Origin of the sequence: Nocardia macrotermitis (assembly GCF_009604405.1) — a bacterium.
Lineage (GTDB): Bacteria > Actinomycetota > Actinomycetes > Mycobacteriales > Mycobacteriaceae > Nocardia > Nocardia macrotermitis.
The window spans coordinates 1-17175 of the sequence record NZ_WEGK01000022.1 but is presented as its reverse complement, the minus strand read 5'-3'; the positions used below and the strand labels follow the sequence as shown (position 1 = coordinate 17175).

General features: G+C 66.4%; 12 protein-coding genes. 11 read left to right on the top strand and 1 reads right to left on the bottom strand.

The window, feature by feature from the left end:
* Positions 1 to 7: 7 nt before the first annotated feature.
* The 11 genes from NRB20_RS33395 to NRB20_RS33345 all read left to right on the top strand — a co-directional run bounded on the left by NRB20_RS33395 (position 8) and on the right by NRB20_RS33345 (position 11749).
* A complete protein-coding gene (locus NRB20_RS33395; protein WP_153415414.1) occupies positions 8 to 967 on the top strand; it encodes an NlpC/P60 family protein in 960 nt (319 codons plus the stop codon).
* Between the two features lie 440 nt (positions 968 to 1407).
* Positions 1408 to 2514, top strand: a complete 1107-nt coding sequence (locus tag NRB20_RS33390) for an NlpC/P60 family protein (RefSeq protein WP_153415413.1) — start codon at positions 1408 to 1410, stop codon at positions 2512 to 2514.
* Between the two features lie 116 nt (positions 2515 to 2630).
* Positions 2631 to 3188, top strand: a complete 558-nt coding sequence (locus tag NRB20_RS33385) for a hypothetical protein (RefSeq protein ID WP_153415412.1) — start codon at positions 2631 to 2633, stop codon at positions 3186 to 3188.
* Positions 3185 to 4867, top strand: a complete 1683-nt coding sequence (locus NRB20_RS33380; protein ID WP_153415411.1) for a hypothetical protein — start codon at positions 3185 to 3187, stop codon at positions 4865 to 4867. The genes NRB20_RS33385 and NRB20_RS33380 overlap by 4 nt, the downstream gene beginning before the upstream one ends.
* 25 nt (positions 4868 to 4892) lie before the next feature.
* Positions 4893 to 6347, top strand: coding sequence for a PPE domain-containing protein (locus NRB20_RS33375; protein ID WP_153415410.1), 1455 nt, complete (start codon positions 4893 to 4895; stop codon positions 6345 to 6347).
* A complete protein-coding gene (locus tag NRB20_RS33370; RefSeq protein WP_153415409.1) occupies positions 6344 to 6694 on the top strand; it encodes a YbaB/EbfC family nucleoid-associated protein in 351 nt (116 codons plus the stop codon). Before NRB20_RS33375 ends, NRB20_RS33370 begins: the two co-directional genes overlap by 4 nt.
* Positions 6691 to 7362: a hypothetical protein gene (locus NRB20_RS33365; RefSeq protein ID WP_153415408.1), complete on the top strand. Its 672-nt coding sequence runs from the start codon at positions 6691 to 6693 to the stop codon at positions 7360 to 7362. Before NRB20_RS33370 ends, NRB20_RS33365 begins: the two co-directional genes overlap by 4 nt.
* A 9-nt stretch (positions 7363 to 7371) precedes the next feature.
* A complete protein-coding gene (locus NRB20_RS33360) occupies positions 7372 to 7731 on the top strand; it encodes a hypothetical protein (protein WP_153415407.1) in 360 nt (119 codons plus the stop codon).
* 25 nt (positions 7732 to 7756) lie between these two features.
* Positions 7757 to 8059 (top strand): hypothetical protein, encoded by a 303-nt coding sequence (locus NRB20_RS33355; RefSeq protein ID WP_153415406.1) that lies wholly within the window; start codon positions 7757 to 7759, stop codon positions 8057 to 8059.
* A 14-nt stretch (positions 8060 to 8073) separates the two neighbouring features.
* Positions 8074 to 10587 (top strand): hypothetical protein, encoded by a 2514-nt coding sequence (locus NRB20_RS33350; protein WP_153415405.1) that lies wholly within the window; start codon positions 8074 to 8076, stop codon positions 10585 to 10587.
* 82 nt (positions 10588 to 10669) lie between these two features.
* Positions 10670 to 11749: a transglycosylase SLT domain-containing protein gene (locus NRB20_RS33345; RefSeq protein WP_319945722.1), complete on the top strand. Its 1080-nt coding sequence runs from the start codon at positions 10670 to 10672 to the stop codon at positions 11747 to 11749.
* A gap of 30 nt (positions 11750 to 11779) precedes the next feature.
* On the opposite strand, the gene NRB20_RS33340 is transcribed toward NRB20_RS33345, so the two are convergent.
* Positions 11780 to 16543 carry a GNAT family N-acetyltransferase gene (locus NRB20_RS33340; RefSeq protein WP_153415404.1) on the bottom strand — a complete coding sequence of 1588 codons (4764 nt, stop codon included), beginning with the start codon at positions 16541 to 16543 and terminating at the stop codon, positions 11780 to 11782.
* Positions 16544 to 17175: the final 632 nt, after the last annotated feature.

Here is a 17175-nt window from a genome sequence, read left to right as displayed (position 1 = left end):
ACGCGGAATGCTGCGGAACTTCCTGCTCGGTCGCTTTCTGACCGGCGGCCCCCTCGGACGGATGCCGATGGTCGGGCAGCTCGTGATGCTCCTGCTCATGCTGCCCAGTCCGGTGATGATCGCCCTGGTCGTGGTGCTCTTGCTGGGAGCCCTCATCGTTCCGCTGCTGTGGTTGGCGCTGATGGCCGGGAGTGCGGCGTCGGCGTCCTCGGCCGATCTGTACTACCAGTGCGACAGTGCGATCGGTCCCGATCCTTCCGCCACCGAAACCGTGGTGCCGACGACTGCGGGGAGTGCGACTCAGGACACGTTGCCGTCGTCGGTAGTGCCCACCACGAATCCTTATGCGTCACTGACGATTGCGCCGGATGAGACGGATGTTTCGGGCTGGCAGCGGGCGTGTGTGAGTGCGATGCCGTCGGCGCCGTATCAACTGCCGCCGCTGTCGACCGTGAATTACGGGCCTTCGGTCGCGTGTGCGCGGCAGTTGGCATTGGCGGCGACCCAACAGGTTCCCGAGAGCGGAACCGGTAGTGCCGCAGAGTCTTTCGCTCAGTCCGCGCAGTCGTTGATCTATCTGGCGTCGAATGCGTCCGGGACCGGTGGTTGTGCGGCCGGAACCGCTGGGATGTCGGCTCGGTCCTCATCGCCGGGAACTTCCGCGTCGACCGTCACATCGACCGGAGGTTCGTGCAACACGCTCACCGATGCCGCATCCTTGCAGGTCGCGTTGCCCAATACCATTGCCGCGCAGAGCCGTTGCGGACAGCGGGTCGATCGGAATGCGGTGTCGCCGGGGGATCTGGTGTTCTGGGGTTATCGAGATTACGCACCGACTCGGATGGGGATCGCGGTGGATGGGTCGCGGATGGTGACCAGTGAGCCCGGGTCGGGACAGGTTGTGCAGGAGGCGATTCCGACTTCGTCGGATGTTCGGGTGAAGCGGGTGTTGAGGGGAGAGTCGTGACCAGTGCGGAGGCGTCCGCGGCTGATGTCGTCGATCCCGCGACCGGGGATGGTACGGCCGCGACAGATCCGTCCGTGACTGCGGTGACGCCGTGGACCAGGCCCGCGCCGCAGCGGGCGCGGCCCGTGGGGACGAATGGTCAGTTGCCGGGGGCGGCGTCGCCGTCCACGAATAGTTCTGTGCAGCAGGGTAATCCGGATCTGAACCCGCCCGTGAATTCGGGCACGGTCACTGCGCCGGGGCAGAACGGTACAGGCACTGGCCCGGCACCGGGTACGGTGACCGCGACGCCGGGTACGGCGCTGCCGGGTACCTCTGGAACCGGGGCGAGTACGGCGGCGCCAGGGGTCTCGACTGCGGGCACTTCAACTGCGGGTACTTCGGCACAAGCTCCGGCCTTGGCGAATCCGGCTGCGACGCAACCGGCATCGACAGGTGGGATGCCCGCGCAGTGGGTGCAGTCCCGTCCTGTCGGCCAAGGAAACAACAACAATTCGTCCAACACCTCGGATCCGCTCTCCCAGTTGGAACCCGCGGCGATGATGGCCGCGACCATGCTGCCGATGATCGCCTCCGCGCTGAGCGGTCTGGGCGGATCCAAGGGCAGCGGAACGAGCGGATCCGGTAGCAGCGGAGCGGCTGGCGGGTCCAGCGGTAGCGGACTGTCGCAGGAAGCTCAGGATGCACAGAACGCGTTGAATCAGCTCAACGACGTCTACGGAAACGGCCAAACCTCCACTCCCCAAACGGGTTCGGTGCAGAACCAGGTCGACGGCAACGGCAGTGGTTCGGGGATGTCGGCACTCGACCGCAGGCAGAAGTATCAGCAGAACGCTGGAACCGCCTACAACAATCTCGATACCGAGCTCGTCTCCTACATCAAGTACCTCGCTGGTAACCATTCCGTCGATCGGGATGCGATCACCAAGCTCGTCAACGACACCAACAGCCAACTGGTACAACTCGGTTCCGCCGCATACACCAGGGAAGGTGAGATCAAGGTCCATCAGATCCTCATCTCGGCCCTGTCCAACGCGTTGAAGATCGTCGGTAACAGCAACGCCAACGCCAACGCCGTCGCGGTCGAGATCAACCGGCTCACCGACCAGTACCTCTACAACCTCATCGGTGTGAATTACCCTGCGGCCAAAGGGGAGTCATACTCCGCCTCGGCTGCTGCGGGGTCCTCGTCCGCCGCGCAGAAGGCGATCTCCGTCGCACTGTCCGAACAGGGCACCCCGTACGTCTACGGTGCCGAGGGGCCGAACGCATTCGACTGCTCCGGCCTGACCCAGTACTCGGCCGCCGCGGCCGGGGCGCGGATCCCTCGCACGGCCGCACAGCAGTACCAGCAACTACCCAAGGTCAACCCGTCCGACATCCAGCCCGGCGACCTGATCTTCCCGGCCGCCGAATTCAACAACGGCAGTCCCGGTCACGTCATGATGTACATCGGCAACGGCAAATGCGTGGAGGCCCCGCACACCGGCGCGACCGTCCGAGTGGTGAACCTGCCCAGCAGTTACGCCGCGAGCCGGTGGACGTGATCGTCTCGCATTCCCATTGTTGGGAATCGTCGACAATGAATGAGTCCGGTAAGGAAGCTGCCCGCGACCATCGGTACGGCGGCACTCGACCTCGTAGCAACTGGTAGGTGGTAACGATGGGATTCTGGGGTAGCCTCTGCAAAGGACTGGTGACCGCTGCTGCCGCCGCTGTTCCCCTTGTGCTGATGTCGAATCCGATCGGAATCGGTGCCATTCTCTTGGGGGGAGCGTGTGCCGCGGTGGCTGGCGGGGGTTTCAGTATCGGACAGGGTCTTCTCGCCGATGGTTCCATCAACTGGGGCAATGTGGGTAAAAGTGCCCTGATTTCCGGGCTGGGTGGTCTGGCGGGTGGTGGCGCCGGCGCTCTGCTGCGTGGTGTGATTCCCGCCGGTGCGTCTCTCGTATCGGCGGTGACGCCGAGCATTGCGCGTGGTGTGGGGACCGTCGCCGGTGCTGGTCTCGGAGGCTACTTCTCGCCGGACGGCGGAAATCCCTTACCGAACCTCGGTCAGGTTCCGACACGCTTAGCCGGCTCACCCAATGCCACATCGACTGCCTTCGGTAGTAACGACACCCAGGACAAGCTGAAATACGACAAATACGGTTTGGCGCAGTACCCCACCTCGGGGAAGGTGAAGATCAAGCTGGATAACGGTGACACGGTGACTGCATGACCGATATGCCGCCGCTCGAGATTCCTGACGGAAAGTCTCCGTTGTTGGATAAATACAGCGATCTCAAGAGCTTGAAGATAGCGGATCATATCACGTCATATCTGGATGACGATTATGTCGCAAGTATATCCCGGATGTGGGCGAAATTCGGGGACGGCACCAAGACGCCGATGCCGACCAGTGTGGTCGTGCCGCAAGTGGAGCAGGTGGACCTCAAAAGCGAGGCGGGCGGAAATTACAACGTAGTCGCTGTGCAGCTCAAAAAGGCCTATCAGTCCGTGCAGGACACGATGACGACCATCACCGAGAATGTGAAAGTCACCGCGGATGATCTGGTGAAATATCAGACGGTGGTCGGTGATGACATCAGCGGCCTCAGTGCCAGCGCGTCGACCCTGCCGGGGGATGGTCAGGACGAGAACACGCATATCCTCACCTATACGGCTACGGGCCTGAAGCAGATGGAAACGGATCTCAACGCGCTGACCGACAAGTTGGGCATTCCGGCGGGCAAGATAAACGATCAGACCAAGCAGCTTCAAGATCTGACCGACAAATACGATTCGCTGAACACCAAATATCAGGATCTGCTGGATAAATACAATGCGCTGAAGAAGGGGTCGGGCGGGGCATCCGGCAGCTACGACCCGCCGGGGCTCAACAACGGCGCGTCCGGCGCCGGTGCCACGCCCGGTGCGAGCGGTTCCTCCGATATCACCTGGAACCCACCGGATCTGACCGGTGCCAGCGGTTCGAGTGATATCGGTGGCGGTACCGGGTCCACCGATCCGGCGGGCAATTCCAACGGTACGGGCACCAGCAATGGCGATTCCGGGAATGGGTCGGGGTATTCGACCACGCCGGTGTCCGATACTTCCGGCACCTCGGGCATGGGCGATATGTCGAGCATGATCGGCCAGATGATGCAGATGATGCAGATGCAGGCCATGATGCGGAATCAGTCCGATCAGAATCCGAACAATCAGATGCAGCAGCCTTATCCGGCGGGGTATCAGCAGGGCCCGGCCACGCCGGGGACGCCGCAGCCCGCGCAGGCCGCTCCGGCGACTCCCGCGCAGAATCCGGCGCAGACCGCGCCGAACGGTCCCGGAACCACCGCGCCACCCGCGGGCACTCCGGCTCGGGTGCCGGGGGCGGACGGGCTGGTGGATTACACCTTCCCGGATGGTCGCGTGCAGAAGGTGTCGGTGGTGGTTGCGAACGCTCTGGATGCGGCGTTCGGCAACCAGGCCGGGACCGACGCCCAGGCCGCCTACGCGCAGGGGGCGAATACCCCGGCGAAGTGGAGCGATCCCAAGCAGATCGGCGAGCGTGTCGATCCGAGTCAGTTGGTGACCGGCGATGTCGCCACCTGGGACGACAACCACACCGCGATCGTCATCGTGTGGGGTTCCACGCCGGGCGGCGCCTCGGGGCCGGATGCCGATGCGGGTCAGGGCGGCAGCCTGGAGGTCGTGATCGACGGGCAGCAGAAGCCGTTCACGCCCGAGATGTCCGGTAAGGGAGGCGATTTCGGCTCCTTCGCCGGGTTCGCGCATCCGCACGGTATCGAGGCGAGCGCGACCAGTGCCGGGGATTCGACGCATGCGGTTCCGACGACCGGGGATCCGACGGGCGGGCAGCAGTTGCAGCACGCCGCGACCGTGCCGGGCAGTTGATCGCGAGGTGTGAGAGGAGACCGATGTGCAGCCGTTGAACGTCGACCCGGACGAACTCGCCGGGGTGGCCGCGGGACTCGCCGAGCTGGCGCGGACCACCGGGGCCGGGCTGCCGACGGGCTGGGTGCTGCCCGCGGGCAGTGATCACATCTCCGGCGGATTCGTCCCGGGCGCGAACGCGCACGCCGCTCAGCTGTTCAACGGGATGCAGGGCGTGCTGCACCTGGTGAACCAGCATGCGCACAAAACCGGTTCCGCGGCAACGGATTACACCGATGCCGACGATACCGGCGCGCGCACGGTCGGGGGCGGGGGCCGGGAGGTGCTGACCAATCCGGTCGCCGAACCGGTGCTGCCGACGGCCCGGCAGGCGCCGGTGTTCGACCTGCCGCTGCCGGGTGTCGAGATCGATCCACTGACCTTCGCGGAGCAGTTGCGCGCCGGGCCCGGGACCGGCCCGGCCAACGCCTTCGCCGGGAATATCCGCAGCTATCTCGGCAGCTCCCACCTGGTGGCGCTGGACGGTGTGGATCACGCCGCGCACACATTGGAGAAGTGGACCCCGGTCGGCGCCGAGGCTGCCTTGCAGCTGAATCAGCATCGCGGCTGGCTCGACGAACTGGGCAGCACCCTGGGACGCCTCGCCGACGGAATCGAAACCTACACTTCGGCTTTCGACACCGCGATGGCCAAACACCCTACGCCGGAAGAGATCATCGCCGCCCGCAAGGAGTTGCTGGCCGCGATGCGTTCCAAGGACGAACTCGGCGTGGCCGACGCGCTGGCCAAGGCACAGGAGCAGAACGCGCGCTCCGCCGACGCGATCGCGGGATACACCACGACCGTCGGTTCCCATGCCACACAGGACAATTCGAGCAGCGGTAACAGCAGTTCGAGCGATTCCAGTCAGCTGATGAGCACGTTGTCGAGCCTGCTGCCGACGCTGATGACCTCGATGATGGGTAACGGCACGTCGGGGCTGAATCAGAACGGCAGCCAGGATTCGCTCGCCGACCTCACCGACTACGCCGGTGACTACGGCGATTACAGCTCACTCGGCGGCGGCTCGTCGATCGGCAGCCTGACCGACGCGGCGAACGCGGTGAACTCCGGAAACAGATCCTTCGAGGTGGCCTCGATGCCGATGGTGGCCGCCGCGGGCAGTCTCACCAGTTCGCCGAGTCTGCCCCGGGCATCGGTGATCGAACCGCTCCAGACCTCCGCCGCCGCGGCGGGCCGGGCCGCGTCCGGCAGTTCGCCGTACATGCCGTACATGCCGATGTCGCCGGGGATGGGGCAGACCGGCGGTAATCAGGACCGCAACCGGGTGGTGGCCTGGCACCCCGACCGGCTGATGTACGTCGACGACACTCCGCACACCGAGCAGGTGATCGGCGAGAAACCGACGATCGCGCCCAGCGTGACACCCCCGACACCGTCGAACTCCCAGACCCCGAGTCAATCCGGAGGCACCGCATGACCAATATCCATCCCGAGGTCCAGGCGGCCCTGGACGCCGCCCGCGAACTCCGGCACAAGATCGCGGATCTGCGCGAGCGGATCGATGCCATCCGGGCGCGTCGCCCCTCGCCGAGCGGTGCGGTCATTCCCGAGGTCGACGCGATGGGCCGGTTGACCTCGCTGTACATGGCTCCGGGCACCGCGGATCGTTTCGAATCCGATGAGCTGATCACCGAGATCATGGCCGCGATCCGGGACAGCACCGCCGATGCCGCGCGCCAGTACGAGCAGCTGATGGATCACGATCCGTGGGCCACCGGCTCCGGGTCGGACACGGAATCCGGTGCGGCGGAGTTCGTTTCGTGACCGAGCCGGATCCCGTCACCGTCGCGGACACCGTTCGGTGGCTGCACGAGGAGGGGTTGGTCCGGCTGGCCGGGGTCGCCGATCACCGGTCGGGTCCGATCGCCGCCTACACCGTCGAGGTCGCCACGGGCACGATCTGCGCGCATCCCGCGACCGGCACCGGGGCCGGCTCGGACGTGCTGACGCTGGCCGCCGAGGAACTGCCGTATCCGGTCGGCACGCCGAAGCGGCTGGTGATCGTCGGGGTGACCACGGCCGAGACCGTGCTGATCGTGGATCTGGCTGCCACGCTTGCCATTTCGATCAACGGTGAGCGGCCCGAGACGGCGGCCCGCTCGTGGGCGATGCAGCTGCTGCTGAATCCGGAGATCTCGCTGACCACCAACAGCGCGACGGTGGTGATCAAGGCCGGTCCGCGCTATCGGCAGAGTTTCATCCCCGGCAGCGCCGGGACGATCATCCAGGTCGACGACCGCAATCCGCCGGTCACGACCATCACGCTGGATGCCGCGATCGAGGGGCCCGATCGGCTCGACATCGCGCCCGGCGGCACCGGCGAGATGTATCTGGGTGCCCGATTCTGGCAGTTGGGCCAGATCATGACCATCGACGACGCCGCCTGGGCGGTGCTCGACGAGCAGTTGACCGCTCCCGCCCTACGTATCTAGGAGCAACCGATGACCGATATTCCCGTGGCGGATCAGCTCCCGGCCGACGACGTCGGCGATGCCGGGCCGAACTGGCGGACCATGACCTACGAGGTGTTCAACCCCGATCACACCGTGGGCGTCGCGTGCGGGCGGGACGGTGAGATCGTGGGTTTGCACATCACCGACGACGCCCGCGACAACGGCGAGATCTGGCTGGGCACCGAGATCGTGCGGCTGGCCCGGCTGGCGCACCAGAAATCCCGGGTGGGCCTGCGGGCGGAGATGGAGTTCAACGGCACCCGTCCGTACACCATCGACTCGTTCGACCTGCCCACCGAATCCGCTTACCGCGCAATGGAACATGCCGAATTCGGCACGTCTTCCTGAGTAGCCACCCGAGACAGGACACGGTATGTCCGATGATCTGAACATCGACACCCACGAGGCCGTCACCACCTCCGGGCAGCACCATCACGCGTTCACGTCGTTCACCGGGCAGGTCTCCACGATCGCCGCCGATTTCACGGTGGGTGGCAGTGGGCTCTCCCGATTGGACCGGCGGTTGCTCGCGATACCGGCGGAGATCCGCACATGGTTTGCCAGCGCGGTCGATTCGGCGAACGGCGGCAGTGACGCGGGCGTGCGGTACGCGACGCGGCACAGCGGTAATCTCGCGGCCGCCGACGCCTCGGGGGGCGAGCGGGTGGACGGCTAGGGACCGGTTGTCGGATGGACGCGGAGCGTGCGGGCCCGTACTGGGACAGGATCGTCGGCAAGAACTGGCCGGTGATCTCGCCCGCGGACTGGGGAGATCTGGAGATGGCGGCGCGCAACGGGGCGGCCGCATTGGATCCGGCCGAGGCCGAGCGGGCGCGGCGCGCCTTCGAGGCGGCGGTGCCCAGCAGTGTCGGGATGCAGCCGGTGAAGGACCACATGCTCGCGCAGAAGGACACGTTGGACCGGTTCGTGGACGCGCTGGTCGCCGCGGCCGATACGTTTCGCGATATCGCCGATCTGGTCTATCGGACGCGTCATGGGATTCACGACATCGTCGAGACGGCCACCGGTGACATTCGGGAGGTGATCGCGGAAACGTCCAAGCAGGAGAAGCCCGATCTCGAGGCCGAACAGGCGCGGATCTCGGCGATCATCGACGACGCCAAGCAGCAGGTTGCCGCGAAGATGAATGCCGCGTTGAATTCCATTGGTCCGCAAGGGCTTCCGGAGTTGCAGGTGTTGGCGGCGTTGCTGGGGCAGCGGGATCCGTGGGCCGTCTCGCAGCCGCGGTCCCGTGGCGGGGCCGGGAGTGGGGGCAGGTCCCGGCCGTACGGGCGGGGCCACGGGTCCGGGCTCGAGCCCGATCGTTATCAGCTGCCGGAACATGGTGTGCCGCCGTCGGTTCCGGCGTTGCGGGATCTGGGGAGGTTCCTGGATCGGTTCGGGTTGCAGCCGCCGGTGTCGGTGCTGCCGAATGTGCCGGGGTCGTTGCCGCCGGATGTCTCGACGCAGGCTCCGGTGCAGGCGGGGCCGGCCGTGGCTCCGGAGGCGACAGCGCCGTCGGTGCCGTCCAACGGTGATGCTCCGGCCGGTGGTCCGGCGTACGGGCCCGCTCCCGTGTCGTCCGGGGATGGGCAGTCGTACGGTGGTTCGAATGCTCCGGCGATGGCGGATTCCAGTGCTCCGGATACGAATTATGCTGCACCCGAATCTGTTTCGGAGCATGCCTCGGAGTCGGGTGATCCGGGTGGTTACCGGACCGATGGTGCGGTGCCGGTGGGGACTTCGCGGCCGGATTCCGAGTCGTCCACGGTATCCGGTGCGCATGAAGGCCGATCGAATGAAACACCCGTTGCCGCAACGGATCTGATGGGTCTCGGGGTGGTCGGTGCCGTATCGCAGGCGGTGGCGGGGTCGCCGCAGGTCATGTCTTCGACGGCGGTGACCACTTCGTCCGCGGCGACCGCACACACCGGTGGGGCGACCGTGGACTCCGCGACGGGCGGTAGATCCGGTGTGGCACCGCGCGTTTCGGCCACGCCCAGTGGGCCGCCGCCGAGTGCCGCGTCGCCGGGAGCCGTGTCGGGTGGTCCGGGGCAGCCCGTCGGCGCGTCGGGTGTGACGGCCACGCCGGGCAAGGGGCAGGCACCGGCTCGGCCCGGTGCGCGCGACGACGGAGATATCGCTGATTCACCGGATGCCCAGGGCAGCAACCATATTGTGCGAGACGCGGTGGGTGCGGCGATGCTGGCGGCGGCCGCGCCGACGTTCATTCTGGGCGAGCGCGTCGACGGTGATCTGGTGCTGGCGCGCTCGCTGCTGTCGAGTCTGTTGACGGTGACCGAATCGGTCACCGTGGGGCTCGGCTGTGCGGTGTCGCTGCTGCGGCATCCGGGCGGGGTCACCGCCTTCGTGACCACCACCGAGGGGCGTGGCTGGCTGCCCGCGGGCGTCTACCTGCCGCGTGAGATGTCCATGCCGTGGGTGTGGTCCGACGCGGATGGTGCTGCGTGGGAAGGGGTTTCGGATCCGGCGCGGGTGCTGGCGGAGTTCGCGGCGGTCTGGGGCGGGAAGACCGGTGCCCGGCTCTCGGCGCTGGTCTCCTCGCAGCCGATCGACGACGGACTGCGTCGTCAGCTGCCCGGCGCGCCGGTCGAGGGGTCGGTGGGTGCGCAGCCGACCATGGATTTCTCCTGTCCCGCAGCGGGTTTGGCGGATCGACTGGAGTTGGTGGGTGCGCCGCACCTGCTGGAACGGGTGAGTGCGGCGCCGCCCGAGCGGATCGCCGGGCGGTGTCTCGAGCTCGCGGTCGATGCTCATACGCGGGTCGCGGAGTTGCGTTCGGGTGCGTCGCTGGGGACGGGCACATTGCGGGAACGGATTCTGCAAGCGTTGCGGCAGGGGCGGGATGTGCCGCAGGAGTGGTGGGCCGAGTTGCGGGACGCCGACGACATGCTGGTGGTCTCGATGCTGCCGCTGCGGGCGGATGTGTCGCGAATTCCGTTGGGGGAGTTGCGGTCCGAGTCCACGGAAGGGCAGGCGGCGGCGAGGTTGCGGGCGATGCTGTTCGAACGTCGCTGTGACGAATTGGTGTTGTCGCTGTCGGCGGAGCCGAACCGTCAGCTGCTGCGGGATGTGGTCTACGCGCACGGTCAGCTGCTCGACCACCCCCGGTTCACGCCGTCCTCGCTCGCGCCGACCGTGGTGCGGCAGCGGCCGACGATCACTGCGGGACCGGGGCGCTAGCGGGCGTACGCCTTCCTGACAGTGGGAACAGTGGATACTTGAATACGACGGAAATCCCCGAGCGAGAATGCGGTGGTGCCCGGTGAGCTCAACCGCTACCGTAAAACATTACAAACCGGTCGATCTGAACAAGCATTGTCCGCCCAAGGCGTCGCCGGGGCTCAGAGGGCTCATCAAGACCGCGCAGGAAACCATTCAGACCTCGGTCGATCTGCTCGGGTCCGGGCAGACCGACGATGTGCCGGATCTGGTGAAACTGCTGAGCGACAAGAAGCTCGCGACGGTCACCGACGGCAAGGCTCAGATGGTCGACAACTATTCGACCAAGATGTCCGACCTGGACGAGATAAAGTCCACGATCCACGAGCAGGACACCGGGGTGAAATCCTCCGCATACGATACCGGCGGTATCGCGGCGGAGACCTGGAAGGAAATCGAGAAGACGATCCAGCAGCTCACCGGCACCCTCGATTCCGCACACGACTGGCAGCCCGCCAAGGGGAGCACCTACCTGTCCGCCGCCCGGGAAGCGCCGTTGACGAAAGCCGTTCTCTCGGCGGTCGTTTCGGTGCACGACGAGATCCAGATCGCCAACGACCAGATCCAGTCGCAGGCCGACAAGGTCGGCGGTTCACAGGCCCCGTACGTGCCCACCTCCTACAGCAGTGGCGGCGGCGGGGGAGGCGGCGGCAGTTATGTCCCCGTCAACGGTTCGGGCGGTTACGACAGCAAATACACCCAGCCGGTGAGCAGTTCGGGCGGCAGTACCGCGCACCACCGCCTGAGCCGCACCGAACTCGAGGAATACATCGGCAAGGCACTGGACGCGCTCGGCATCACCGATCCGACGGCCCGGAAGAATTGGACCGAAGGCTATCTGACATTGATCCAGCGCGAATCAGGCGGCGATGTCGGATCCATCAACCTCACCGATTCCAATGCCGCCGCCGGACACCCCTCCCAGGGCCTGACCCAAACAATTCCCGGCACCTTCGGCGCGTACCACGTATCCGGAACCTCCAGCTCCATCACCGACCCCACCGCCAATATCGCCGCCAGCATGAATTACGTCATGCACCGCTACCACGTCTCCCGCGACGGCTCCAACCTCACCAGCAACGTGCAGCAGGCCGACGCCAACCGGGCGCCACTGGGTTACTGATCCCGCCGCGCATCAGCCGGTCGGGAGTGGTCACAGGACCTTCACCCCGAACCAGAACGTATCGGTCAGGAGGTCCCGGCCGAGGCGTGGATTGTCGCCGGTCAGCTCGGCGAGATCCGCCGAGGTGGGGTGGCCGGTCGCCGGTCTCCGCAATCGCCTGTCGGCGGCCCGCAGTTGCAGTCGATCGTCGGGGGTGCTGTACGGCATCATATTTCGGATCTTTTCGCGGATGCTGTCAGCGGAGCGCTTCATCAGAGTGGGGTGGTCGTTGAATCGAAATCCCCACCGTGCCCAGAAGTACGCACCGTCGCGCACGGCTTTCAGCTCGATCCGGTGCACGCCGGAGCGACGGTAGTAGTCTTCCATCGCGGTCATGAACGAAGTGGTGAACCCTTTTCCGCGCGCACCTTCCAGCAGGTAGATGTTGTCGATGAATACGACCGCTCGACCCTGGGGATCCAGGAAGACGATCTGCCGGACGCTGCCGACCTTCCGGCCCTGATCATCGACGATTCGGCCTTCCAATCGCAATCCGAGATCGGGTCTGTGGACGAAACTTTCGGCCGCTGTTCCGAGTTCTCTGGTGTAGGCGGCATAGGAGATCTCGAAGCGATGGGCGCCGTAGTTCTGCTCGAGTCCGGACAGTTCCCGGTGCAATTGTGTCCGGTCCGCTGTCCGCGTGTGCAGGAGTTCGACCAGCGGGCGTACCGATGAGAGGTCCGGGGTCGGTACCGCGCGGTGTTCTCGCGGCCCGGTGGGCCCGGGTTCGACCGCGTGCCAATCCGTTCCGTTCGGATCGTCGGGGTGGTGATGGAAGGCCAAGCTGCCGTTGGGGATTCCCGCGATATCGGGTCGGGTGCCGAATGGCCTGCGGTGCTGATCGCGCGGGGCGAGGTCGGCTGCCGCACGCTGGTCGAAGTGGTGGAAGGGTTCGATTGCTTCGGCACGATGCCAGGGTGTCGAGGTGGGTGCGGGTGGGGTCGGGCGGGTCAGCATGCCGGTGATGTTGTCGTGGCCGCCGTTGTCGAGTGCGCGCTGAGCGAAGGACTTCAGTACGGCGAGGAGATCGTCGGGGGTGCGGGTCCAGGAGTCCCGGAGGAGGTCGGCGAGGGATTCGGCCTCGAAGGTGTCGTTCCACATGCCGTCGGTGCACAGCAGTACGAAATCGCCGGGGGACAGCGGTGTGGTCTTGGCGTGCGATTCGCCGCCGGAGGGTTGGCTCAGGGATCGGGAGATCATGTGCGCCTGGGGATGTCGCAGTGCCTGTGCCTCCGGCATGCCCAGGCGTTGCATCAGCAGGGTGAGCATCGAGTCGTCCTCGGTCATCCGCTGTGATTCGCCGGGGCGCAGGGACAGCTTGTAGCCGCGGCTGTCACCCTCCCAATCCCAGGTCACCTGGTGCTCCTCGACGATCGCCAGGATGATCGTGCAGTCCGGTTTCTCGTCCGCGGTCAGACCGGCGTACTCGGGCTGTTCGCCGAGGGCTCGAACCTGGTCGCCGGCGGCGGCCAGACCGCTTCGGGCGACGGCGATTCGGTCGAACTGGCCGGTGGCCCCTGCCGCGGTGAGGGCGGTGACCATATCGGCGACGGCGCCGTCCGCGGCCACGCGCGCGGCCCGGGCGCCATCGGTCGATGTCGATCGGCCGTCGCACGCTGCCTGTACGTGCACCAGCTTGCCGTCGATCTCCACTACTGCCTGTGCGTACGCGTCTTCGTTGGTGTCGTGTCGCAAGCCGATATCGCTGAGTGCCGCAACGGAACCCAGGTTTTCCTCGCGGTGCGCGGGTGGGGCGCTGGTGTGAGTGGACGGGTCGTCGGTGTGCGCAGGTGGGTTGTCGGTGTGTGTGGGCGAGTTGTCGGTATGGGTGGACAGGTTGTCGGTGTGTAAGGGCGGGTCGTTGGTGTGTGTGGGCGAGTTGTCGGTGTGCGTGGTCGGGACGTTCGCGTCGGTGGGGGTGCCGTCCAGGTGTGGTGGTGCGGTATTCGTTTGCGTGCGTTGGGTATTCGTCTCCAATGCGTCCCAGTCGGGCGTGACTTGGTTTGTCGTGGAAGGCGTGTCGGCTGGTTGGGCGGCTGGCTCCCGGAAATCCTGTCCGGCGGCGCGGAAGGCGACGACCGCGGCCGCCGCGATGGGGTTCATCGTGCCCGCGGCGGCGGCGTTGGCTATCAACCATGCGGCGGTCGTGGTGAAGTGGGCCTTCAGTAGAGCCAAATGAACTTGGGGGACAAGCGCTTCCGGCGTCTGCGCGAACGACAGGAAATCCTCCAGCCGCCCGACCACGGTGGTCAGGGTCCAGTACCGCGCGTTCGCCGCGGCGTCGTCCCAGGTCGTCTCGTCCGTCGCCCGCCCGGCCGCGACCATCTGCCTGGTCGCCGCCTCCCACACCCGGGACAACTGCTCGTCGTCGACCCCGTCCAGCAGACCGGTGTTGCCCGCTGGTATCCGATGCCCCGTGGGTGCGGCCCGCAACTGGGCCTCGATCTCGCCGAGTCGACGGCTCGCGGCGTCGAGGGCGTCTCTCGGCGGCTGCAACAGGGCATGGTCCACCATGTGCGCGAAATCCGTCAGCAGGCCCAACCGTTCCGCGGTGACCGGGTGCGCGCCCTGCTGCACGGCCACCAACTCGTCCAGCAGAGCGAGCGGCTGCCGTAGTTCGTGCGGTGCGACCGCGGCGTGCGTGGGATCGGGATGTGCCAGTTCGGTAGCGAGCGCGTTCCGTACGGTCAGCAGGTTGTCGAGGTGGATCGCGGGTGGCGGGGTGGGTTCCTGTCCGGGGGTGTTGTCGTCCGCGGGGCGGCCGACGTGGAAATCGGGGGATACGGGGCGGCGTGGGATTGCGCCGGGGAGGGGAGTGGGTCGGTTGTCGTCGAAGGCCAGGACGAAGGCTCGTACTACTCGGCGCGGGTCGTTGTGAGGGAGAGGGATGGCGGGGATGAGGAAGGCGTGACCGCCGACTTTCTGGTGGTTGCCGTTGGGGAGGGTTGCGGTGGCTTGGTCTTCGGGGGCGAATTCGACTACCACCGCTACCTTTCGGGCGTTCGGCCGGGCGGCGGGGTGCAGGCGCTCGTTGACCCAGTCGATGATTTCGCCCATCGAGTGGGTGCCGGGGGTGAGGGGGATTTCCTGGAATTCGTTGCGGGCACCGTTTTCCGTGTGCGGCATGCGGTCTTCGAGGCCGTTGTCGCCGACCATGGGCATGCCCTCGGGGCCGATCTCGGTGGGGTTCGGCTCTCGCACGGAGATGCCCGCGGCGTGTAGATCCTGGAGCAGCACGACGGCACACTGGTTCTCCGCGGTCGTGGCCGGAGGCGGGTTGGGTGGCGGTGTGGATGTCGAGGTGTCGGATACACCTTGTGCCGGAACGGGTTTCGTGCCATCCGAGGGATGGTCGGAGTGCGGGGCACGCCTTCCTGCCGGGTGAGTCAGGCGTGGGTCCGGTGCGGTATCGGCGCTTCGCGATGCGATGGCGGGAGACAGGGTGGTGCGGTAGGTGTGCCGCCACGCATCGTGCGGATAGCCGAATTGCTCGGCGTACTCGTCCATCGCCGCGTACAGCGTCTCGGGGGTCGCGTACGCGGCGTCGGGGATGGTCGGGATACCTGCCATGCGCAGGCCGTGCAATTCCTCGTAGAACGTGTGGTGTCCCCCGACGAAGCCGAGCATCATGAGGGCGAGGTCGTCCATCGACACGTCCGGCGGGGCGGCGCCGAACATCAACCGGGCGTCCCGGCCCATGCGGGCGGTGCCGCCGGAGATCCCGGCGAAGAGCGGAAAACGTTGGTGGACAGCCCTTTCCAGGAACCAGTGATCGGTCGTGCCGAGATGTTGCAGGACCGCTCCCGGACGCAGCGGCAGTTCCACCACGTATTCACCGGGCCGGTCCAGCCGCTGTGCCGTCGCGACATCGATCACCCCCTCGTCGTAGAGGGCCAGCACGCCGTCGACCACGGCGTTCCCCTCGGCGTCGCGGGTCCTGTGGTCGTGATCGTGCTCGTCGTAGCGATACAGCGGGACGATGAAACGCAGCGCTGGATTCTCGGCGCGCAGCTGCGCCTCCAACGCGTCCGAGTCGACCCGTCCCTTCGCGTCGCGCGGCAGTGTCCGGCCCGGATCCAGTCGTTCCTCGCGGAGCATGCGCAGTGTGCCGAAGGCTTCCAACTCGCGCCGGGACAGTGTCTTGCCGATCAGCGCGTATTCGTGCAGCAGCAGATGCCTGCGCAGCATGTGTGCGTCTCGCCGGGGACCCATGATCGGCTCGTAGACATGACTGCGGGTGTACTCCGCGAGTGAATCCTCCGCACCCGGCGCGACCCAGTGGCGCACCGCGCGCATATCCGACGCCGTCACCGGGGTGCCGGGACGTTCGGCCTCGATCTGCTCGCGGATGGAGTGTTGGGCGCGTCGCAGCATCTCGACATCCAGGCCCAGATTGCGCGCGATGGGCTCCCAGATGTGCTGGTCCTGGTTCAGCAGTTGTGCCAGCCCCTCGTTGAGGGTCGTGCCCGCGGGGCTTTCGGCTCGCGTGTTGCGGTCGGCGGCGTTGAGCAGGGCCGCGCCCAGCTCTCGGACATTGCCGTCGGTGAGCAGTTCGTCCAGCGGGACGGTCGGCAACACCATGCCGCCCTCGACCTCCTTGTCGGAGTAGAAGGCCGCGTCGATCTGCTCCGGGGTGGCCCAGGGGTGTAATCCGGGCAGCACCACGGTACGCATGTGGTTGATCATCCAGATCGCCGCTCGACTGCTCTCCGGGCGGTTGTACGCCCAGTTCGTCAGCGGGAGTTCCTTCTGCATGGTGAGGGTGCGCCATCCCGCTTCCTCGAGGGGGATCGTGGAGGCTGGTGTTTCCTGTTGTACGGCAGCGGGATTCGGTGCCGCTGTTGAGGCGGTGGTCGTGTTCTGCGCGGCAAGTCGTTCGCGTTCGCGGCGTTTGTCGGCGGCGATTCTGATGAGTTCTGGTGTGGGGCGGGCGTCGGGGTTGGGTGTCGGCTGTGTGGTGGGATTCGGCGTCGGCTGTGTGGGCGGTTGTGTGGTGGGGGTCGATGTTGGTTGTGCGGTAGCGGGATTCGTGTTCGGTGCCGGGGTGGTAGCTGGGTGCTGGGCGGTCGGTTGTTCGCGGCGGTGTTTGTCGGCGGCGATTCTGATGAGTTCTGGTGTGGGGCGTGTGTCGGGGTTGGGTGTCGGCTGTGCGGTGGGATTCGGCGTCGGCTGTGTGGGCGGCTGTGTGGTGGTAGACGATATAGGTTGTGCGGCAGTGGAATTCGTGCTCGATGCGGGGGTGGTCGGTTGTTCGCGTCGGGTGCGGCAACGGCTTGTCCCGCACCGACGAAACCGTCGACGCTCTCCTCGCCATCGCTGCCCAGCCACAGCCGGGCCAGATCCTCACGGGCGGTCGCCCAGCGGTCGTCGATCAGCACCGCGCGGCG